The sequence below is a fragment of the Arthrobacter sp. TJ-236 genome, from assembly GCF_058269235.1.
This window is the reverse complement of the sequence record NZ_JBZCNI010000001.1, coordinates 1,389,959-1,409,459: the sequence shown is the minus strand read 5'-3', so window position 1 is coordinate 1,409,459 and position 19,501 is coordinate 1,389,959. Positions and strand designations below refer to the sequence as shown.

The window sequence follows — 19,501 nt, the reverse complement described above, 5'->3', positions numbered from 1 at the left end:
GCACGCTGCGCCCCCACCCCGCTCAGACCAGCGCCGGCGTGAACTCCTCCTGCACGCGGGCCGACGGTTCCACCGAGGCCCAGGCCTCGGCGAGGACGCCGACCGCCCGCCGGGTGTCCTCCTCCGGGTAGCTGAACGGCACGCGGAGGAACCGCTCGAACACCCCGCCGGGGCCGAAGCGGGGGCCTGCGCCGAGCAGCAGGCCCCTGTCCCGTGCCGCGAGCGCGAGCTGCGAACTGACCGGACTCCCGAGGTGCACCCAGGTGCACAGGCCGCCGTCCACCCGCGGGACGTCCCACGACGGCAGCGCCGCGCCGAGGAGGGTCTCGAGCAGTGCCCGCCCCGATCCCAGCTGTGCGGCACGGAGCCGGAGCAGCTGGTCGTAGGTGCCGAGCAGCTCGAGGGCGATCAGCTGCTCGAGGATGGGCGTCCCGAGATCGTGCGCGTACCGCGAGTGGACGAGCCTCTGGATGAGCGCTTCCTCCGCCCTGATCCACCCGATGCGCAGGCCGCCCCACACCGTCTTGCCCATGGAACCGATGAGCACGGCGGGGCCGTAGGCGGCCAGCGGCAGCTCGGGCGCGCCGTCGATCCTCAACTCCGCCATGGTCTCGTCCGCGACCACCAGGGTGGCCTCCGCTCCAGCCGCGGCCATGAGGCGCTCGCGCTGCGCGGGGGGCATCACGGCGCCGGTGGGGTTGTGGAAGTCCGGCATGACGTACGCCAGCGTGGGCCGGGCGCGCCGGAACACCTGTGCGAGGCCGTCGTCGTCCCACCCGCGCCGCGCATCGACGGTCACGGGCACGAGCCGCCTGCTCGCGGACCGCAGGGCCGCGTAGGCGTGCGGGTAGCTCGGTGCCTCGATCAGCGCGGTGTCCGCGCGCGTCAGCAGGGTCCGCGCGAGCAGCGAGATGGCGTGCTGCGCCCCGAGCGTCACCATGATCTGGGCGGGGGTGGTCGGTACGCCGCGCGCCGTGTACCGGTCGGCGAGGGCCTGCCGCAGTCTCGGGAGACCCGAGAGGTCGTACCCGTCGCCGTTGAGGTAGGCCGGGAGCGCACGGGCCGCCGCGCCGGCGGCCTCACCCACCTGGGGTGCCGCGGGGAGCGCGGCCTTGCTGAAGTCGAGGACGACGCCGGCCGCGCCGTCGTCGTCCTCGCTACCCGGTCCCCGCCCGGGCATGGCGACGACGCTGCCCGAACCGCGCGTGCTCTCGAGGTACCCGGCGGCGCGTAGCTGGGCGTAGGCCGCCGCCACGAGCGTGCGGCTGACCCCGAGCCGGCCGGCGAGCTCACGTTCGGCGGGCAACCGTGTGCCGAGGCCCAGCCGGCCGTCGAGGGCGAGCAGCCGGATGCGGTCCGCGAGGGCGGCGTAGCCGGGCCCGGCCGTCCGCCACGCACCGAGTTCGGCCGCGAGGCGCGGGGCGCTCAGAACCATCATGGGGCCACCATGCCACGATTGGCATCTTGATGTAAGTCCAATTCCCGGCTCTACTGGATCAATGACCTTCCTCGGCGTACGGCGCTGGCTGCAATTGTTCGTGGGCCTGTTCCTCTACGGCCTCGCGCTCGCCATGATGATCCGCGCCACCCTCGGTGTCTCCCCGTGGGACGTCCTGGCGCAGGGCGGCTCGCTGCAGACCGGCATCCCGTTCGGGTTCATGACCAACATCATCGGGCTGATCGTGCTCCTGCTCTGGATCCCCCTGCGTCAGCGGCCCGGCGTGGGCACGGTGCTCAACGCGCTGCTCGTGGGCCCGAGCGCGGAGGTGGGGCTGGCGGTCCTCGGCGCACCCGACGCCCTGTGGGCGCGTGTGCTGCTGTTCGTCGGAGGCCTCGTGCTGCTCGCCGTCGCGACCGGCCTCTACCTGGGTGCCCGGCTGGGTCCGGGTCCGCGCGACGGGCTGATGACGGGCCTGCACGCCCGTTGCGGCGTCCCGATCTGGGTGGTCCGCACGGCCATCGAGGGGACGGTCCTGGCACTCGGCTGGCTGCTCGGGGGCTCGGTGGGCCTCGGGACCGTGGCCTTCGCGCTGTTGATCGGGCCGCTGATCAACGTCTTCCTCCCGTACCTCCGCGTTCCCGAACGCCCCCGCAGCGCCCCTGATGCCGTGGCGACCGGCACCTAGACTGGGGGAGTTGCCGCCGACCCCGAGAGGTACCCATGACCGCCGACGCCCCCAGCGCCGAGACCCCCAGCCCCTGGAACGAACTCGCGCCGGGCATCTACGTGCTGTCCACCGCCGGCTTCCGGATGAACGTGGGGCTCGTGGTCGGGACTCTGAAGGCCCTCGTGGTGGACACCGGCGAGGGGCCGCGATCGGCCGCCGAGGTGTACGCGCACGTCCGTGACATCACGGACCTCCCGCTGGTGGTCGTCAATACCCACGCGCACGCGGACCACTTCTTCGGCAACGACCACTTCCGCTCCCAGGGCGTCGAGGACATCTGGGCCACCTCGCGGTGCAGTGCGGCCCAGGGCGAGACGGGCGAGGAGCAGCGCGCGCTCGTCGCGGGCGTGGAGCCGGGCATGGCCGGGAACGACGGCGCGGGCACCGCCGTCCTGCCTGCGAACAGGCTCGTGGACGGCGCACCCGTGGACCTCGATCTCGGCGACGTGCACGCCACGCTCTTCCACCTCGGACGCGGGCACACCGACCACGATCTCCTCGTGGGGGCGGGCAACGTGCTCTTCGCCGGGGATCTCGTGGAGGAGGGGGCGGACCCGGCCTTCGAGGACTCGTTCCCCGTGGACTGGGTGCGGACGCTCGGCAAGATGATCGCGCTCGAGGACCTGTACGACGTCGTGGTGCCCGGGCACGGCGCGCCCGTGGGGATGGCCGAGGTGACCACGCAGATGAACAAGATGCGCAGTGCCATCAGGGTGACCCGCATGGCCATGGACGAGGCGTCCGTCGACATGACCAAGGCCATCCCGATCCTGCCCTACGGGCCGGAGCAATCGAGGGCACTGTTGATCCGCCTCCGCACCCTGGCCCATTGGACCTGGCTGACCCGCAAGCACTGACTACGAACGGGGTCAGGAGGACGGGGCTAGGAGCCGAACACCGTGCGGTCGAGGAAGGCGTTCCGGAACGTCCCCTCGGGGTCCAGGCGACGGGCGAGTGCCCGGAAGTCGTCGAACCGCGGGTAGAGGGGAGCGAGGTCGGCTGCGGTGGCGGTGAACAGCTTGCCCCAGTGGGGCCTGGCTCCGAAGGGCGCCAGCGCCGCCTCGAGCTCCGGCAGGAGCGCCTCGACCTCGGGCTGCAGGCGCTTCCACGTGAAGTGGAGCCCGATGCCGGCGCGGCCGTGGTTGTTGCTGAGCCAGAGGGAATCCGCCGCCATGGAGCGGAGTTCGGACACCTGGAGCAGGGGTGCCATCCGTGGACCGAGCGCCCGCATGGCCCGGATGGCATCCACGGCATGTTCGCGGCCCACCAGGTACTCCGTCTGGAGCTCCTCGCCGTTGCTCGGGGTGAAGGCGAGTTTGAAGTGCGCCAGACGGTCCGACCACGGGCCCGGCTCGCCGAGCTGCTCCGTGCAGTGGTCCGCGGGGACGCCGGGTACCGGATGCTGGGCGCGGTCGGCGGGCGTGCCGCCGAAGAACTCCGTGGGCGCCGATCCGGCGTCGATCCTGCTCTTCAGCCACGCCTGCGTGATGGTGTCGCTGGTCCAGTCGGTGAAGAGGCTCACGCTGTAGGCCGCGGAGGTGGCGGCGTCGTAGTTCCCGAGGACCGCCTCCCACGGGACCTCCGTGAAGACGTCCTGGCGCACGTTGAACGTCGGCTCGATCCGGAGCGTCACGCGGTGCACCACGCCGAGCGCGCCGAGTCCCACCACCATGCCGTCGAAGTCGGGATCGCCCTGCCGGACGACCAGCACGTCGCCCGAGGCCGTCACGAGCTCGAGCCCCACCACGGCCGTGGCGAGGTTACCGTTGCCGTCCCCCGATCCGTGCGTGGCCGTGGCGATGGCGCCACCCACCGAGATGTGGGGGAGCGAGGCGAGGTTGTGGAGGGCGAAGCCGCGGCGCTGGAGGAGCTCGGCGAGCACTCCGTACCGTGCGCCCGCGCCGATGGTGACGGTCATCGCGGTCTCGTCGATGACCACGTCGGGATCCATCACGTCCAGGGCGATGAGCGTCCCTGGAGTGTCCGCGGTGTCGTTGAAGGAGTGCCGGGAGCCGAGGGCGCTGACCCGCGTGGCGCCGGCCACGGCGCGCTGCAGTTCGGACAGGGAGGTGGGATGCTCGAGCGACCGGGCGCGGTACTCGTAGTTCCCGGCCCAGTTCAACCTGTCGCGTACCTGTTGCTGGAGCATGGTGGTCCTTGTCCGGTCGGTGTCCTCGGGAAGGGTGTGCGCCGGGACCATGCACGAATGATGGCGCGGCGACAGCCCCGGGAGAATGTCCGCTCATCCTACAACGTTGTAGACTCGCACAACGCGTGGCGTACCACGCATCACCACGGCATTCGAGGAGCGGCATGGCGGCGACATTGAAAGACGTTGCGCTCGCGGCCGGGGTCTCGATCAAGACCGTCTCCAATGTCATCAACGACTACCAGCACATCCGCGCCGACACGAAGCAGCGCGTCATGGAGGCCATCAACGAGCTCGGGTACAGCCCGAACCTCTCGGCCCGCAGCCTGCGGTCGGGGAAGACGGGCGTGATCGGCCTCGCCGTGCCCGAGCTCTCTCTCAGTTACTTCGCCGAACTGGCCGACGCCGTCATCACGGCCGCCGAGCGGCGCGGCCTGAAGGTCCTGATTGAGCAGACCGGCGGCGGGGACCGCGCACGCGAACTGGAGATCCTCCGGAGCCCGCGCCTGCAGATGACCGACGGCCTGCTGTTCAGCCCGCTCGGCATGTCCAACGAGGACGCCCATCACCTCAACGTGAACTTCCCCCTGGTGCTGCTCGGTGAGCGCATCTTCAACGGACCCACCGACCACGTGACCATGAGCAACGTCGAATCGGCACGCGCCGCCACGGCGCACCTGATCTCCAAGGGCCGACGTCGCATCGCCGTCGTCGGTGGTCACCGTGGCGAGGTCATCGGCTCGGCCGGCCTCCGGCTGCGCGGGTACCAGCAGGCGCTCGAGGAGGCAGGGATCCCCTTCGATCCGGCCCTGGTGGGGTACACCACCTTCTGGCACCGGGCCAACGGCGCCACCTCGATGCGCGAGCTCCTCGAATCGGGCGTGGGGTTCGACGCCATGTTCGGCATGAACGACACCCTGGCGCTCGGCGCGATGCGCGTGCTGCAGGAGGCCGGCCGCCGGATCCCGGACGACGTCGCGGTGATCGGCTTCGACGACCTCGACGAGGGCCAGTACTCCCTGCCCACGCTCTCCACGATCGATCCCGGCCGTGTGGAGATCGCCGACACCGCGGTCCGCGTGCTGCAGGAGCGGATCGCCGGACGCGACAAGGACATGAGGCCGCGCGAGTTCGAGGCGCGCTACCGGGTCATCGAACGGGAATCCTCAGCGCTTGCCGGGTAGACGGCTCACCCGTCCGTTCTAGCGTGACTCCGGCCGGAACTGCCGGCGCAGTGAGCCGGGGACCCCTGCGCGCCCGCGCGGCGGAGGGCGCCCACCCTTGCCTGATCGCCTCCGGCGATCACGGTTCGGGCGTCGATGCGCTTTCCCTGTCCATGGCGCTTGACAGTGACGGGCCTCACTCTGCATGCTTCTTCTACATCGTTTACCTACAACGATGTAAACATCGGAACCGACGCTTGCCGACACCCTCGCCCCGCGAGGTGCCCACGCAGGAGGACGGACCCGGATCAAGGAAGATTCGAGTGGGCGCTCTCACCTGGCGTCCCGGCTGATCCTCCTCCCTGCAGCACCTGGACAGGCCGCCCCCGAGGCGGACCACGGTGGACCCCCACCGCGAGAGGAAGCACAAGATATGAAAGCCAAGTTCCTGGCAACGGCCGGCATCGTCGCCGCCTCTGCTATTGCACTGACCGCCTGCTCCGGTGGCAGTGGCGAAGGCGGCGGCAGCGAGGAGGCGGCCTCCTGCACCAACACGATCGTCAACGCCGATGCGCCCCAGGTCACCGTATGGGCCTGGTACCCGGGCTTCAACGAGGTCGTGGACGCCTACAACAACGCCAACGACGACGTCCAGATCTGCTGGACCAACGCCGGGCAGGGCAACGACGAGTACACCCGTTTCTCCACCTCCATCGAATCGGGCTCCGGCGCGCCGGACGTCATCCAGCTCGAGTCCGAGGTGCTGCCCTCCTTCACCATCCGGGACGCCCTCGTGGACCTGACCGAGTACGGCGCGGCGGACGTCGAGGCCAACTACGCGGAGGGTGCCTGGGAGGATGCCTCGAGCGGTGACGCGGTGTACGCGATCCCCGTGGACGGCGGACCCATGGGCATGGTCTACCGACAGGACATCTTCGATGCCGCAGGTATCGCCGTGCCCACCACGTGGGAGGAGTTTCGCGCCGCGGCCGAGCAGCTGAAAGCCTCCGGTGCCCCCGGCGTCCTCACCGATTTCCCGACCAACGGACGTGCCTTCAACCAGGCGCTGTTCGCCCAGGCGGGTTCCGAGCCGTTCGACTACGACTCCGCGAATTCGCAGGAGATCGGCATCAACGTGAACGACGACGGCGCCAAGATGGTCCTCGAGTACTGGGACGGGCTGATCAAGGACGGCCTCGTCGCCACGGATGACGCCTTCACGCCCGACTACAACACCAAGCTCGTCGACGGCACGTACGCGGTGTACCTGGCAGCGGCGTGGGGCCCCGGCTACCTGCAGGGCCTCTCCGACGCCGATCCTGATGCGCAGTGGCGAGCAGCGCCGCTTCCCCAGTGGGACGCCGCCAACCCCGTTCAGGTGAACTGGGGTGGCTCCACCTTCGCGGTCACCGAGCAGGCCGGCGACAAGGAACTGTCGGCTCGCGTCGCCAAGGAGATCTTCGGCTCGGAGGAGCAGATGAACCTGGGCATCGAGGTCGGGGCGCTCTTCCCGTCCTACGCGCCGGTTCTCGACTCGCAGGAGTTCGCCGACAAGGAGTACCCCTTCTTCGGTGGCCAGCAGATCAACAAGGACGTGTTCCTCGAGGCCGCGGCCGGCTACGAGGGTGCGACGTACAGCCCCTTCCAGAGCTACGCCTACGACCAGCTGACCGTGCAGATCTTCGCGATGGTCCAGGACGAGAAGGACGCGAGCCAGGCGCTCGACGACCTCCAGGCGTCCCTCGAGCAGTACGCGACCGAGCAGGGCTTCACCCTGAAGTAGCACCTGGGGGAGGGTGCGTGCTCCGTGCGCGCACCCTCCCTCCGGCATTCGTGGACCCCGTCCACCGCGTCATCCGCCCCACAGCCTGAGGAAAGACCACCATGGCAACGACCACCGCGCCGACGTCGTCCCACCGCGCCGAACCACCCGGAACCCCGCAGCAGGTGAAGCACCGGCCCGATCGCAGCTTCCGGCGCCGACAGCGCTGGGGGTGGCTCTTCGTGGCGCCGTTCGCGGTCGTCTTCGTGGTCTTCCTCATCCTGCCGCTGGTGTTCGCGTTCCGGATGAGCCTGTTCAGCAGCACCCTGGCCACGGGCAACCGCTTCGTGGGCGGTGACAACTACGTGAAGGCGTTCGGGGACCCGCTGTTCCTTGAGGGCCTCGTGACGGTCGCGAAGTTCGCGTTCATCATGATCCCGGCGCAGATGCTGGTGGCGCTGGTCGCGGCGCTCGTGCTCGACAACCTCGCCACCTGGGCGTCCAAGTTCTCCCGCCTCATGATCTTCATCCCGTACGCGGTACCGGTGGTCATCGGAGCCCTCATGTGGGGCTTCCTCTACAGCCCGCGGTTCGGCCCGGCGAGCACCGTCTTCGCCCTGTTCGGGGCCGAGGCACCGAACTTCCTGGCCCAGGACGCCATCTTCGGCAGTCTCGTGAACATCGTGACCTGGCAGTGGGCCGGCTACTACATGATCATCATCTACGCGGCACTCCGCGGGATCGATCCCGGCATCTACGAGGCCGCCGTGCTCGACGGCGCGTCCGACCGGCAGATCGCCACGAGGATCAAGATCCCCATGATCTCCTCCTCACTCGTGATGGTGGTCATCTTCGCGCTGATCGGGACGCTCCAGTTCTTCACCGAACCGCAGGTGCTGCGGGGTGTCGCTCAGGGAGCCATACCGACGGACTACACGCCGAACATGTACGCCTTCTCGCTGGCGTTCTCCTACAGCCAGTTCAACTACGCCTCGGCCATCTCCTTCGCCCTCGGCATCGTGGTGTTCGTGTTCTCGTTCTTCTTCCTCTTCCTGACCCGCAAGCAGAGCGGACTGAAATAAGCCATGGCCCTCGTCACAGACACGATCAAGCAGCAGGACGGAGGCCGCGGGAACCGCAGTGCGGCGTCACGCAGCCGGGCCCGCAACGGCGGCCCCCGCATCGGCTCCCACATCTTCCTGCTCATCCTCGTCATCTACTTCATCACCCCCATCTGGTGGCTGACGGTCGCGAGCACCAAGGACACCGCGGGCCTGTTCGGCGGCTCCGGGGGGCCGCTGTGGTTCGACGACGAGTTCCACTTCGTGGACAACGTCCAGGGCCTCTTCGACCGCCAGAACGGCATCTACTGGCGCTGGCTCGGCAACTCGTTCCTCTACGCGATCTCAGGCGGTGTGGGGGCCACCGTCCTCGCGGTGCTCGCCGGCTACGGTTTCGCGAAGTACAAGTTCCGCGGCCGTGGCGCCTTCTTCGGGATCCTCCTCGGTGCCGTGATGGTGCCGCTGACCGCCCTCGTGATCCCCACCTTCGTGCTCCTGAGCGAAGCGGGCCTCGTGAACACCATCTGGGCCGTCATCCTGCCCTCGCTGCTCAGCCCGTTCGGGGTGTATCTCATGCGCGTGTTCGCCCAGGAGGCCATCTCCGACGACCTCCTCGACGCCGCGCGGATCGACGGCGCCGGTGAGATCCGCACGTTCTTCACCATCGCCCTGCCCCTGCTCCGCCCGGGGATCGTGACGGTCCTGCTGCTCTCGGTGGTCGGGACGTGGAACAACTTCTTCCTGCCGCTGGCGGTCCTCAGCGACCCGCTGCTGCTCCCCGTGACGGTGGGCCTCAACGGGTGGACCGCCCTCTCCAACGCGGGCAGCGGCGGTGAGGCGCTGTGGAACCTCATCACCACGGGCGCGTTCATCTCGATCATCCCGCTGATCATCGCCTTCCTCTCCCTCCAGAAGTACTGGCAGGGCGGGCTCTCACTCGGATCGCTCAAGTAGCCCCCGGGCTGCCCACCGTCCCCTCGAGATCCCTCCCGCCGCTCACAGCCGCACGCGCAACGAAAGTAGTCCCATGCAGAACGCACGTCTCACGCTCGACCCCCATTTCACGGTCGGGCGGATCAACCGCAACATCTTCGGCGGCTTCGTCGAGCACCTCGGGCGCCACGTGTACGACGGCATCTACGAGCCCGGCCACACCACGGCCGACGACGAGGGCTTCCGCCAGGACGTGATCGACCTCGTGAAGGAGATGGGGGTCTCCACCATCCGCTACCCGGGCGGCAACTTCGTCTCCGGTTTCCGCTGGGAGGACAGCGTGGGCCCCCGCGAGGAGCGCCCCACCCGCCTGGACCTCGCCTGGCACTCCACCGAGACCAACCAGGTGGGCATGCACGAGTTCGCCTCCTGGCTCCGGAAGGTGGACAGCGACCTCATGCTGGCCGTGAACCTCGGAACCCGGGGCACGCTCGAGGCGCTGGAACTGCTCGAGTACGCGAACCTGCCCAAGGGCACCTCGCTCGCCGACCAGCGCATGGCCCACGGCCGCCCCGACCCGTTCGAGGTCAAGATCTGGTGCCTCGGCAACGAGATGGACGGCCCCTGGCAGCTCGGGCACCGCTCCGCCGAGGACTACGGTAAGATCGCCTCACGCACGGCGAAGGCCATGCGCCAACTGGACCCGTCCATCGAACTGGTGGCCTGCGGCTCGTCGAGCGCCCACATGCCGACCTTCGGCGAATGGGAGCGCGTGGTGCTCTCGCACACGTACGATGACGTCGACTACATCTCCTGCCACGCCTACTACGAGGAGAAGGACGGCGATCTCGGCTCGTTCCTGGCCTCGGCCGTGGACATGGATCACTTCATCGACTCCGTGGTGGCCACCGCGGACCACGTGAAGGCCGTGCGCCAGAGCTCCAAGACGATCAACATCTCCTTCGACGAGTGGAACGTCTGGTACATCAGCCGCTTCGAGAACGTGGACAAGATCAAGGGCCTCGACAACTGGCCCGTGGCCCCGCGCCTGCTCGAGGACTGCTACTCGGTGGCAGACGCCGTGGTGTTCGGCAACCTCATGATCTCGCTCCTGAAGCACGCGGACCGCGTGACGTCGGCGTCGCTCGCGCAGCTCGTCAACGTGATCGCGCCCATCATGACCGAGCCTGGTGGCCCGGCCTGGCGCCAGACCACCTTCTTCCCCTTTGCGCTCACCTCGAAGCTGGCGCAGGGCTCGGTGCTCGAACTCAAGCTCGACGCCGGCACCTACGGGACGAGGACCTACGGTGAGGTGCCGCTCGTCGACGCCGTCGCCACGCACGACGACGCGACGGGCAACACGGCCGTGTTCCTCGTCAACCGATCACTGGAGGAGGAGATCACCGTTACGATCGACATCGCTGCCCTGAACGGGTTCAGCACCGTCGACGCGCAGTCCCTGTTCGACGACGACGTGTATGCGAAGAACACCCTCGAGGAGCCGGAGCGCGTGAGCATGAAGACCAACACCTCCGCGGTGATCGACGGCGGGACCGTCACCGTCACCCTGCCGCCCGTCTCCTGGACGGCGCTCTCCCTGGCATGAGTCCGCTCGATGCACATGGTCCTGAGTACACGATCGAGGGCGACGGCTACACGGCCGTCGTCCTCGGCCTCGGGGCCACCGTCCGCGAGCTCACCCACCAGGGGCGGCCTCTGACCGTCGGCTTCGGTGCCGACGAGGAGATGCCGAACTTCCGCGGCGCCTTCGTGGCGCCCTGGCCCAACCGGATCGGCGACGGGCGGTACACGTTCGACGGCGTCGAGTACGAGCTGCCGATCAACGAACCCGAGCGGGGCACTGCGCTGCACGGGCTCGTGTACGCGGCATCGTGGACCCTCCTGGACCACTCGGCCTCGTCGGTGACACTCGCGTGCGTGGTCCATCCCTCCGACGGCTATCCCTTCGAACTGGCCCTCGAGGCGCGGTTCTCCGTCGACTCGCTGGGCTTCCGCACCGACGTGCGGGCCACCAACACCGGTACGCGCAGGGCACCGTACGGGGTCTGCCCGCACCCTTACCTCCTGGCGGGCCCGTCTCCGCTGGACCACTGGGTGTTCGAGCTCCCCGCCACGACCGTCCTCACGGTCAGCCCGGACCGGCTGCTGCCCATCGCGAAGAAGCCGGTGGCCGGCACGGCCTTCGACTTCCGCACCGCCCGGCCCGTCGGTGACGTCCAGATCGACCACGCCTTCACCGGGATCATCCGCGACGGCAGCGGACTGGCCACGGTCCGGGTGACGGATCCGGGGGCGGGCACGGGTACGGCGATGACCTGGGATGCCACCTGCCCCTGGGTGCAGATCCACACGGCCGACCTACCGCAGAAGCCGGAGAGCACGCGACTGGGCCTGGCCGTGGAGCCCATGACGTGCCCTCCCGAGGCCTTCTCCACCGGCGAGGACCTCGTGGTCCTCGAACCGGGGGAGTCACACCGCACCGGCTGGACCATCACGGCGCTCTGACCCGAGCCGGTCCACCGCGACCGATCGGCCGACGTCGCTGAATCAGTGCGCGGGGACGTCAGGCGGCCAGCACGCGCTCCGACGGCAGCGCGTGACCGTGCGCGTCGACGAGCGCGAGCAGGTCGTGCAGGACGGCGGTCGGCGGCTGTGAGGCGTCGACCACGGCGAACGAGCCGACATCCGGCAGCTCCCGGTAGGCGGAGGCCAGCGCGGCGAGGTGCTCGGGGTCCTCGACGTCCGTGCCGCGGGTGATGACCCTCCCGAGTGCCACCTCGACCGGGACGTCGAAGAGGGCGACGACGTCGGGGCGGGGCAGCACACCCAGGAGCCGCGGCACGAACCGCCCCCGCGGCAGGCCGCGAGCCGCGCGGAGAGCGAGCTGGCAGTGGAGCCCCCGGTCGATCACCGCGACGCCGTCGAACCTGCGCAGCCGCACCTCGTCGACGAGTGCGTTGGTCACGCGCGCCGGGGTCTCGAGCAGGTCGAGGATCCGGGGACCCGGCGTCCAGCGCAGGGCTGACCACCAGCGGGCCATGGTCCTGCGGCCAGCGGGGGTCCTGAACACGGCGGCGTGGTCCCCCCGGGCCGTGAGTGCCCGCGCGAGGTCGACGGCGGCCGTGCTCTTGCCGGAGCCGTCGATGCCGATGAGGAGGATGCGCAGGGTGATGCCTTCCGAGAGGGGTCATGCAGTTCAACGGGAGGCGGACGGACCCTGTTCCCCGGACCGGCGCACCGGCGCCGGACCGTTGTGCCCGCCGGGTCTGGTCACGTGGGCCGTCCGCGGGTACGGTACGTGCAGACCCGGCGAGGAGGCCCTGCATGGACGACCAGAACATCCTGACCACCATCCGATCCCTGGTGGACGAGGAACACGCGTTACGTGAGCACGAGGGGGACAGCGTGCAGGGACTCGAGAACGCCCAGCGCCTGCGCAGGCTCGAGGAGAACCTCGACCAGTGCTGGGATCTCCTGCGGCAGCGGCGGGCCAAGAAGGAGTTCGGGGCGGACCCGGACACCGCAGCGGCCCGGCCCATCAGCCAGGTCGAGGGGTACCTGCCGAGGTCGAGGAGCTAGGGCGCCGCGACGAGCCGGCGCCGGTCGAGGAGTTCCTGCTCCTCCTCCCGCGTGAGCCCCGACCTGCGCTCGCGGTCGAGACCGCGCGAGCGTTCGTCGTCGAGCGTGGACTCGAGCGTCTCCCGGAGACTCCGCAGCGCGCCGGCCGCTCCCTGCGAGAGGGCGCGGGACACCGCATGGAAGGCCGCATTGCTGCGGCGGTTGAAGCCGGAGAAGGAATCGGGGAGCCAGAGCGGCAGGGACCGCGGGCCGGCCCAGTAGGTCACGCCCTGGTCAACGAGCCAGTCCGCGGGTGCCTCGATCACGCCGCCCGAGTGTCCCGCGACGGCTCGGGCCTCGGCGAGGACGTCGGCGAACGGCTGGGCATCGCCGACGGCGTTGTAGGCGCCGCTCACGCCGGCCCTGCCTGCCGCGACGGTCCAGGCCGCGAGATCCCGCACGTCGATGACCTGGACGGAGCGCCCGGCGAGATCCGGTGCGAGGACGTCCTCCGTGCCCGCCAGGGCGAACCGGGCCACCCAGTACCCGAAGCGGTCGCTGCCGTCCCCGGCCCCGACGATCAGCCCTGCGCGCACGATCAGGAGGCGCTCGCCGAGCGCCTCCACCGATGCCTGCTCGCACAGCACCTTGGCCGTCGCGTAGTCGTCGTGGTCGGGTGGGTCCGCCGGGGTGGCGAGGGCGGCCGATTCGTCCGCTCCGGGCTCGTCGTGCGCCGCGTACACGGAGCAGGACGAGATCAGCGTCCAGTGCGCGGCGCGCCCCGCGAGAGCGTCGAGCGCCTCCCGGGCGTGCTGCACGTTCCACGAGATCTCGACGATCTCGTCCCACTCCGTGTCCCGGACGGCGTCGTAGGCGCCCGGTGAGGAACGGTCGGCGTGCACGAAGGTGGCGCCCTCCGGTGGCGGGCCGGAGGCCCCCCGGGCGAGGCAGGTGACGTCGTCGCCGTCGTCGATCAAGTGCCGGGCGATCTCCCGGCCGAGCCAGGCGGTGCCGCCGAGGATCAGGATGCGTCTCATGACCCCACTCAACAGCACCGCGGCCCGGCTCGGTAGGGACGCCGCGCGTCACTGGCCGCCGACGTGCACCGCCCGCTCATTGAGGGGCTGCGCCGGCCGGTTGTTCCCCTCGTACAGGCCGGTGAGCGTGTCGATCTGCTCCTGGCTCAATTCCACGGGGGTCTGCATGACCAGCCACTGGACGCCCTCCGAGCAGGGCGGCGTGGTCAGGCTGCCGGTGTAGGCGAAGTGCTGGAGGGAGGAGGGCATCATGCTCTGCACGTCGATGGTCGCCGGTTCGGGGCTGCCTCCTGCGCGAGCGGCGTCGATCAGCGGGTCGAAGGCCGGGTTCTCCGCACCCGCGACGCCGAGCACGCCGATGACCAGCAGGTTGCCCTCGGCGTCCTTGTTCACGAAGTGGAACTCCACGGGTGCTGCCGATCCGTCCACGGTGTGCTCCGAGGGGTCGTGGTAGTGCATCTGTTGCAGGGTGTACTCGACGCCGTTGTAGATGAGGCCCGCCCCTGGCTGGGCGTTGAGTTGGAGGGTGTGGCCGGTGTCCGTCGCCTCCTCGCCGACGGGGCTGTAGGTCAGCACCAGATCGTCCGCCTCGGCGGCCGCGTCCGACGGCAGGTCGATGGGCGATTGCGACGTCCCCGTGGCGCACGTGGAGAACTCCGAGGCGAGTTCACCCCAGTGGTCGGGGCCCGCCTCGCCGACGTAGGCCCAGTGCGGTGGGGTGGCGGACGACGGCGACTCCGCGGCGGATGCGGAAGGGGCGGCGGCGGATGCGGACGGGGCAGCGGAGGGCGACGCAGCGGTGGAGGGAGCCTCGACCGCCACCGGCTCCTCCGGAGCCGAGCATCCGGCGAGCGCCGCGGCGAGGACGAGGGCGCCGAGGGAGAGGTTGATGAATGACGCCGAGCTGCGGGAACGTACTGGAAGGGGCATGGGAATCCTTGGTCGCGGGGCGCCCTGGGTGGCACCCGATGGTTAGGCTCCCAAAGTAACCTGATCGTCCGCTCGGAGAAAAGAGGATCCCGCAGCTCGAATGCCCTGTCAGAGCACCAGTCCCAGGGCGTACGGCCCGATGATCACGGTGAACATGGTGATGAGGATGACGCCGACCAGGTTCAGGACGATCCCGCCGCGCACCATCTCGGAGATCTTCACGTTCCCGGTCGCGTACACGATCGCGTTCGGCGGCGTGCCGACGGGCAGCATGAAGGCGCAGGTCGCCGCCAACGCGGCGGGGATCAGCAGCGTCTGCGGGTCGATACCGATACCCACGGCCACTCCGCCGAGGATCGGGATGAACGTCGCGGCCGTCGCGGTGTTGCTCGTGATCTCGGTCAGGAGCAGCACGATGGTGACCACGGCGGCCAGCACGAGGATCACGGGTAGCGCGCCGAGGCCACTCACGCGCTCGCCGAACCATGCGTCGAGTCCGGTGCTCGCCACGGCCCCGGCCAGCGACAGGCCCCCGCCGAAGAGCAGCAGCACGCCCCAGGGGAGGCCGTTCTCGGCGTCCTTCCACACGAGGGTCATGTTCCCCTTCTTGTCCGCGGGGATCAGGAAGAGGGCGATGCCCGCCGCGATGGCGATCACGGTGTCGTCGAAGCTCCCTAGCCAGGGCGCGGCCGTGGCGACGGCGCCGATGTTCGAGACCAGCCCGGGGACGATCCACAGGAAGGCCGCGCCTGCGAAGACCGCGAGGACCACCCGCTCGCCCTGGCTCATCCTGCCGAGCTTGGAGATCTCGTTCTCGATGAGCTCCTTCCCGCCCGGGATCTCCTCGAGCGTGAACCTGAAGATCACGCGGGTGATGAGCAGCCAGGCGAGGGCGATGAAGGTGATGACGATCGGCACGCCGAGCATCATCCACTGGACGAACCCGACATCCTCGCCGAGCTCCGTCTGGATGTACCCGGCGACGATGGCGTTCGGCGGGCTCCCGAGGAGGGTCCCCAGGCCGCCGATGGTCGCCGCCCACGCGACGGAGAGGATCAGCGCGACGCCGAAGACCCTGACCTCCTTGTCCTCCACCACGTCGCTGACCGATTTCCCGGCGGCGAGGTCCTTCTTCGTGCTGCCCTCGGTGGCCGTGCTGCCGCGGCTGTTCTCGACCACGAGGGTGAGGACGCTGAGGGCGATCGGCAGCATCATGAGCGCGGTGGCGGTGTTCGAGACCCACATGGAGAGGAACGCCGTGGAGATCATGATGCCGAGGATGATGCGCCTGGGATGCGTGCCGACGCGCCGGAGCGTCAGCAGCGCGATGCGACGGTGGAGGTTCCACTTCTGCATGGCGATCGCGATCAGGAACCCGCCGAGGAAGAGGAACACGATGGGATTGGCGTACGGTGCCGTGGATTCCGCGACCGTTGACTCCGTGAGCATCGGGATCAGAACGATCGGCAGGAGCGAGGTCACGGAGAGCGGCAGGGCCTCGGTCATCCACCAGACCGCCATGAGGCCGGCAATGGCCGCGACGATCCGGGCGTCGTTCGAGAGGTCCGCGCCGCCGAGCAGGAGGTAGATCGCGATGGCGACCACGATTCCGACGCCCCTGAGGAGCCACACGCGGCCCACGGACTGCGACGGTTCCTCCGTCTCGTCCTCGCGGCGGGCGGCCCCCGCGCTGGTCGTTGCTCCCTCGGACTGATGACTCATGATGTCGCCTCCGCACGTCGCTGTGTGTTGGGTCACAAAACTAACAGTCACAGAGGAGAGCCTCAACGGCCGTCGAGGGCATCACTCCTTCGCTTCCCCCGCGGAGGCGCGCTCGGACGGACCGGCGTCCCGCCGTCCCTGCCCCGGCGTCAGCACAGGATCCGCTGGTAGAGGAGGTGTTCCTCCCACGTACCTGCGATCAGCAGGTAGGACGGCGCAGTGCCGATAAAGGTGAAGTGCGCGCGCTCGAGCACGCGGCGCGAGGGCGTGTTCCGAGGCATGACCGACGCCTGGACGCGATGCAGTCCCAGCTCGTCGCGAGCACGCCGGAGAACCTCCGTGACGGCAGCGGAGCATATGCCGAGGCCCTGGAACCGGGAATCCAGCCAGTAGCCGAGATGCGCGTTCAGGAAGGGGCCGCGGACGATCCCGCTCAGCGTGATGGTGCCGATGACGGCGTCCTCCAGCCCGATCACCCACCCCCTCGCAGCTCCGGACGCCTCCGCTCCCAGGTGGGTGGCGATCAGCGCTGCCTGACCCTGCTCGGTGAAGAAGGATGCCTGCCGCGACGGCTCCCACGGGGCGAGGTGTTCGCGATGTAGGCCGCAGCGAGGGCGCGAGCATCACCGAGGGACAGGGCCCGGAGGAGAGCTCCACCCGGCAGGCTGGGGAGGGACATACCGTTACCCTAGGTGGCCACAGCCACGGTCACCCTGATCGAGGGGGAGTATGCAGCCGAACGTCATGATCCGGGAAGCCCTCGCATCCGACGCGCGGGGTGTCGCGCGTTCACAGATCGATGCCTGGCGTGCGGCCTACGTCGACATCCTGCCCGCCGCGTACCTCGCCGCCATGGATCTCGATCGACTCACGGCGGGATGGGAGCGCCGGCTCTCGGTGGGTGGTTCGGACGTCCGGCACCTGGTTGTCGTCGTTGATGGTCGGGTGGCGGGCTGGTCGGGCTTCGGGAAGCCGCGGGACGCCGTCGACGCCGGTGTGGGCGAACTACAGGCACTCAATCTCACCCCCTCGTGGTGGTCCCGCGGCATCGGCTCGGTGCTGTTCACACGATCGGTCGCCGAGCTCGCCGGAATGGGCTATGCGGAGGGCTACCTGTGGGTGGCGAACGGTAACGATCGGGGGATCGCCTTCTACGAGCGGCACGGCTGGTCGAAGGACGGCGTCACGAAGGACGACCGCTTCGACCCGCCGTTGCACGAACTTCGCATGGTGGCCCGCCTGACCGCCTGACCGCCTGACCGCCTGACCGCCCGACCGCCTGGGGCGCCGCAATGACCTTTCCAGCGGCTGGCGTGCCCCCCGGCAAGCGTGCAAGTGTGGGCGGATGAGCACCCTGCAGCAGATCGACACCCCGTCGGGACCCCTGACCACCTATGTCGCGCGGCCCGAGGGCACGGTGCGCGGAGGGCTCGTGCTCATCCACGAGATCTGGGGCCTCGTGAGCCACACCCGCGACGTCGCCGACCGCTTCGCACGCGAGGGGTACGTCGTCGTCGCCCCTGACCTCCTGGCTGATCAGGGCGTCACCGAGGAGAACACCGCGGGGCTCGGTGAGGCGATCGTCAACCCCGACCCGGAGGCCCGGAACGCCGCGCAGCCCACGCTCCGTGCGTTGCTCGCCCCGCTTCGCGACCCGGCGTTCGCCGCCGTCACGATCGAGCGCGTGAAAGCCTGCTTCGACCATCTGCACGCCGACGAGGACGTCGCCGGGCGGGTCGCAGTGATCGGGTTCTGTTTCGGCGGCTCGTACAGCTTCTCGCTCGCCGTGCACGAGCCACGGCTGCTCGCCGCCGTTCCCTTCTACGGGCACGCCGACTTCACGGACGAGGAACTCCGGCGCATCGAGGCGCCGGTCCTCGCGTTCTACGGGCAGGAGGACGACGGCCTCGTCGCCGCCCTGCCGGAGCTCCGCGCCGCCATGTCCGGTGCCGGCGTGGACTTCGAGGCTATGGTCTACCCCGACGCCGGCCACGCGTTCTTCAACGACTCGAACCGCTTCGCGTACCGTCGCGGACCCGCCGAGGATGCCTGGGTACGGACCCTGGACTTCCTCGCCCGGCACGTTGTCTGAGCACGGCCCGCTGCCCGGCGGCGGCTCGTCAGCGGGCAGCGCCGCGGCGCACGACGGCGGCACGCCCCTTCACGCCCGGCCGGCGTCGCTGGCCCTGGTGTTCCTCGGCGGAACCGCCGGGACGCTCGCCCGGTTCGGCCTGACCGCGGTGGTTCCGACACCCGCCGGACTCCCGCTCGGCATCCTCCTGATCAACGTCTCGGGGGCCTTCGCCCTGGGGCTGCTCCTCGAGGCCCTCGCGGTACGCGGGCCCGACGTCGGCGGGCGGCGGGCGGCGCGGCTCCTTCTCGGAACGGGTTTCCTCGGCGGGTTCACGACCTACAGCGCGCTCGCCGTCGACTCCGCGCTGCTCATCGGGGAGGGCCGCGGCCTCGCCGGCGCCGCCTACCTCGCCGTGTCGGTCCTGACCGGGCTCGGCGCGGCGGTCCTCGGCATCGTGGCGGCGGGCCGGTCCCGCCGTCGTCCGTCCCGCCGTCGTCCGTCCCGCCGTCGTTCTTCCCCCCGAGACCCCGGGGGCATTGCGTGAACCCGCTCGAGGTCCTCGCGATCGGTGCGGCGGGCGGGCTGGGCGCGGTTGCGCGCTTCGTGCTCGACGGCGTGATCCGCGCCCGCACGAGATCCCGTCTCCCGCTCGGCACCATGATCATCAACATCAGCGGTTCGCTGCTCCTCGGGCTGCTCACGGGGCTCGTACTCACGGGCGCGCTGCCGTCGTCGTGGGTGATGATCGCGGGCACGGGATTCCTCGGCGGGTACACGACCTTCAGCACCGCGAGCCTCGAGACCGTCCGCCTGCTGCAGGCTGGGGAGGCCCGGGCCGCCATCCTCTCGGGCGCCGGTACTGCGCTGCTCGGCCTCGCCGCGGCCGGGCTGGGCCTGTCGGTGCCGATCCTGCTCACCTAGGC

Annotated in this window: 20 protein-coding genes; 13 read left to right on the top strand and 7 right to left on the bottom strand. The window is 69.8% G+C overall.

The genetic code is table 11. The annotated features are described in order from the left end of the window. Positions 1-22: 22 nt before the first annotated feature. Positions 23-1,438, bottom strand: coding sequence for a MocR-like transcription factor YczR (gene yczR / locus AC4D16_RS06620; protein ID WP_490954362.1), 1,416 nt, complete (start codon positions 1,436-1,438; stop codon positions 23-25). Between the two features lie 61 nt (positions 1,439-1,499). On the opposite strand from yczR, the gene yczE reads away from it, so the two are divergent. Next, positions 1,500-2,126, top strand: coding sequence for a membrane protein YczE (yczE, locus tag AC4D16_RS06615; protein WP_490954361.1), 627 nt, complete (start codon positions 1,500-1,502; stop codon positions 2,124-2,126). Positions 2,127-2,161: 35 nt separating this feature from the next. Then, positions 2,162-3,025: an MBL fold metallo-hydrolase gene (locus tag AC4D16_RS06610; protein WP_490954360.1), complete on the top strand. Its 864-nt coding sequence runs from the start codon at positions 2,162-2,164 to the stop codon at positions 3,023-3,025. A 26-nt stretch (positions 3,026-3,051) separates the two neighbouring features. Here AC4D16_RS06610 and AC4D16_RS06605 read toward each other — a convergent pair whose 3' ends face one another. After that, complete coding sequence (locus AC4D16_RS06605; RefSeq protein ID WP_490954359.1) at positions 3,052-4,317, bottom strand: FAD-binding protein; 1,266 nt, start codon at positions 4,315-4,317, stop codon at positions 3,052-3,054. A 164-nt stretch (positions 4,318-4,481) separates the two neighbouring features. Between AC4D16_RS06605 and AC4D16_RS06600 the strand changes: the two genes are divergently transcribed. The 6 genes from AC4D16_RS06600 to AC4D16_RS06575 all read left to right on the top strand — a co-directional run bounded on the left by AC4D16_RS06600 (position 4,482) and on the right by AC4D16_RS06575 (position 11,762). Next, on the top strand, positions 4,482-5,501 hold the full coding sequence (locus AC4D16_RS06600) for a LacI family DNA-binding transcriptional regulator (RefSeq protein WP_490954358.1): 1,020 nt from the start codon (positions 4,482-4,484) through the stop codon (positions 5,499-5,501). A 412-nt stretch (positions 5,502-5,913) separates the two neighbouring features. Beyond that, positions 5,914-7,263, top strand: a complete 1,350-nt coding sequence (locus tag AC4D16_RS06595; RefSeq protein ID WP_490948181.1) for an ABC transporter substrate-binding protein — start codon at positions 5,914-5,916, stop codon at positions 7,261-7,263. Between the two features lie 101 nt (positions 7,264-7,364). Beyond that, the gene (locus tag AC4D16_RS06590; protein WP_490954357.1) at positions 7,365-8,324 is read left to right on the top strand and encodes a carbohydrate ABC transporter permease; all 960 of its coding nucleotides are present in this window, start codon (positions 7,365-7,367) and stop codon (positions 8,322-8,324) included. 3 nt (positions 8,325-8,327) lie between these two features. After that, positions 8,328-9,257 carry a carbohydrate ABC transporter permease gene (locus AC4D16_RS06585; RefSeq protein ID WP_490948183.1) on the top strand — a complete coding sequence of 310 codons (930 nt, stop codon included), beginning with the start codon at positions 8,328-8,330 and terminating at the stop codon, positions 9,255-9,257. A 73-nt stretch (positions 9,258-9,330) separates the two neighbouring features. After that, positions 9,331-10,842 (top strand): arabinosylfuranosidase ArfA, encoded by a 1,512-nt coding sequence (arfA, locus tag AC4D16_RS06580; protein ID WP_490954356.1) that lies wholly within the window; start codon positions 9,331-9,333, stop codon positions 10,840-10,842. Further along, a complete protein-coding gene (locus AC4D16_RS06575) occupies positions 10,839-11,762 on the top strand; it encodes an aldose 1-epimerase family protein (RefSeq protein ID WP_490954355.1) in 924 nt (307 codons plus the stop codon). Before arfA ends, AC4D16_RS06575 begins: the two co-directional genes overlap by 4 nt. Positions 11,763-11,820: 58 nt before the next feature. On the opposite strand, the gene AC4D16_RS06570 is transcribed toward AC4D16_RS06575, so the two are convergent. Then, positions 11,821-12,402, bottom strand: coding sequence for a dTMP kinase (locus tag AC4D16_RS06570; RefSeq protein WP_490954684.1), 582 nt, complete (start codon positions 12,400-12,402; stop codon positions 11,821-11,823). A gap of 179 nt (positions 12,403-12,581) precedes the next feature. Here AC4D16_RS06570 and AC4D16_RS06565 point away from each other — a divergent pair, with 179 nt between their 5' ends. Beyond that, complete coding sequence (locus tag AC4D16_RS06565) at positions 12,582-12,836, top strand: DUF2630 family protein (protein ID WP_490948187.1); 255 nt, start codon at positions 12,582-12,584, stop codon at positions 12,834-12,836. Here the strand turns inward: AC4D16_RS06565 and AC4D16_RS06560 are convergent. From AC4D16_RS06560 to AC4D16_RS06545, 4 genes are all read right to left on the bottom strand, one after another. Then, positions 12,833-13,852 (bottom strand): NAD-dependent epimerase/dehydratase family protein, encoded by a 1,020-nt coding sequence (locus AC4D16_RS06560; protein WP_490954354.1) that lies wholly within the window; start codon positions 13,850-13,852, stop codon positions 12,833-12,835. The genes AC4D16_RS06565 and AC4D16_RS06560 overlap by 4 nt on opposite strands. A 48-nt stretch (positions 13,853-13,900) precedes the next feature. Next, a complete protein-coding gene (locus tag AC4D16_RS06555) occupies positions 13,901-14,782 on the bottom strand; it encodes a carbonic anhydrase (RefSeq protein WP_490954353.1) in 882 nt (293 codons plus the stop codon). A 108-nt stretch (positions 14,783-14,890) separates the two neighbouring features. Then, complete coding sequence (locus tag AC4D16_RS06550; RefSeq protein WP_490954352.1) at positions 14,891-16,504, bottom strand: SLC13 family permease; 1,614 nt, start codon at positions 16,502-16,504, stop codon at positions 14,891-14,893. Positions 16,505-16,653: 149 nt separating this feature from the next. Further along, positions 16,654-17,016 carry a GNAT family N-acetyltransferase gene (locus AC4D16_RS06545; RefSeq protein ID WP_490954683.1) on the bottom strand — a complete coding sequence of 121 codons (363 nt, stop codon included), beginning with the start codon at positions 17,014-17,016 and terminating at the stop codon, positions 16,654-16,656. A gap of 217 nt (positions 17,017-17,233) precedes the next feature. Here AC4D16_RS06545 and AC4D16_RS06540 point away from each other — a divergent pair, with 217 nt between their 5' ends. The 4 genes from AC4D16_RS06540 to crcB all read left to right on the top strand — a co-directional run bounded on the left by AC4D16_RS06540 (position 17,234) and on the right by crcB (position 19,499). Then, a complete protein-coding gene (locus AC4D16_RS06540) occupies positions 17,234-17,755 on the top strand; it encodes a GNAT family N-acetyltransferase (RefSeq protein WP_490954351.1) in 522 nt (173 codons plus the stop codon). Positions 17,756-17,849: 94 nt separating this feature from the next. Then, a complete protein-coding gene (locus AC4D16_RS06535; RefSeq protein WP_490954350.1) occupies positions 17,850-18,596 on the top strand; it encodes a dienelactone hydrolase family protein in 747 nt (248 codons plus the stop codon). Next, positions 18,589-19,122, top strand: a complete 534-nt coding sequence (locus AC4D16_RS06530; protein WP_490948194.1) for a fluoride efflux transporter FluC — start codon at positions 18,589-18,591, stop codon at positions 19,120-19,122. The genes AC4D16_RS06535 and AC4D16_RS06530 overlap by 8 nt, the downstream gene beginning before the upstream one ends. After that, positions 19,119-19,499, top strand: coding sequence for a fluoride efflux transporter CrcB (gene crcB / locus AC4D16_RS06525; RefSeq protein ID WP_490954349.1), 381 nt, complete (start codon positions 19,119-19,121; stop codon positions 19,497-19,499). The genes AC4D16_RS06530 and crcB overlap by 4 nt, the downstream gene beginning before the upstream one ends. Positions 19,500-19,501 lie beyond the last annotated feature (2 nt).

Excerpts from the sequence above, each read along its gene's own strand:
- yczR (WP_490954362.1), bottom strand. The coding sequence starts at position 1,438 with ATGATGGTTCTGAGCGCCCCGCGCCTCGCGGCCGAACTCGGTGCGTGG.
- yczE (WP_490954361.1), top strand. The coding sequence starts at position 1,500 with ATGACCTTCCTCGGCGTACGGCGCTGGCTGCAATTGTTCGTGGGCCTG.
- AC4D16_RS06610 (WP_490954360.1), top strand. The coding sequence starts at position 2,162 with ATGACCGCCGACGCCCCCAGCGCCGAGACCCCCAGCCCCTGGAACGAA.
- AC4D16_RS06605 (WP_490954359.1), bottom strand. The coding sequence starts at position 4,317 with ATGCTCCAGCAACAGGTACGCGACAGGTTGAACTGGGCCGGGAACTAC.
- AC4D16_RS06600 (WP_490954358.1), top strand. The coding sequence starts at position 4,482 with ATGGCGGCGACATTGAAAGACGTTGCGCTCGCGGCCGGGGTCTCGATC.
- AC4D16_RS06595 (WP_490948181.1), top strand. The coding sequence starts at position 5,914 with ATGAAAGCCAAGTTCCTGGCAACGGCCGGCATCGTCGCCGCCTCTGCT.
- AC4D16_RS06590 (WP_490954357.1), top strand. The coding sequence starts at position 7,365 with ATGGCAACGACCACCGCGCCGACGTCGTCCCACCGCGCCGAACCACCC.
- AC4D16_RS06585 (WP_490948183.1), top strand. The coding sequence starts at position 8,328 with ATGGCCCTCGTCACAGACACGATCAAGCAGCAGGACGGAGGCCGCGGG.
- arfA (WP_490954356.1), top strand. The coding sequence starts at position 9,331 with ATGCAGAACGCACGTCTCACGCTCGACCCCCATTTCACGGTCGGGCGG.
- AC4D16_RS06575 (WP_490954355.1), top strand. The coding sequence starts at position 10,839 with ATGAGTCCGCTCGATGCACATGGTCCTGAGTACACGATCGAGGGCGAC.
- AC4D16_RS06565 (WP_490948187.1), top strand. The coding sequence starts at position 12,582 with ATGGACGACCAGAACATCCTGACCACCATCCGATCCCTGGTGGACGAG.
- AC4D16_RS06560 (WP_490954354.1), bottom strand. The coding sequence starts at position 13,852 with ATGAGACGCATCCTGATCCTCGGCGGCACCGCCTGGCTCGGCCGGGAG.
- AC4D16_RS06555 (WP_490954353.1), bottom strand. The coding sequence starts at position 14,782 with ATGCCCCTTCCAGTACGTTCCCGCAGCTCGGCGTCATTCATCAACCTC.
- AC4D16_RS06550 (WP_490954352.1), bottom strand. The coding sequence starts at position 16,504 with ATGAGTCATCAGTCCGAGGGAGCAACGACCAGCGCGGGGGCCGCCCGC.
- AC4D16_RS06540 (WP_490954351.1), top strand. The coding sequence starts at position 17,234 with ATGCAGCCGAACGTCATGATCCGGGAAGCCCTCGCATCCGACGCGCGG.
- AC4D16_RS06535 (WP_490954350.1), top strand. The coding sequence starts at position 17,850 with ATGAGCACCCTGCAGCAGATCGACACCCCGTCGGGACCCCTGACCACC.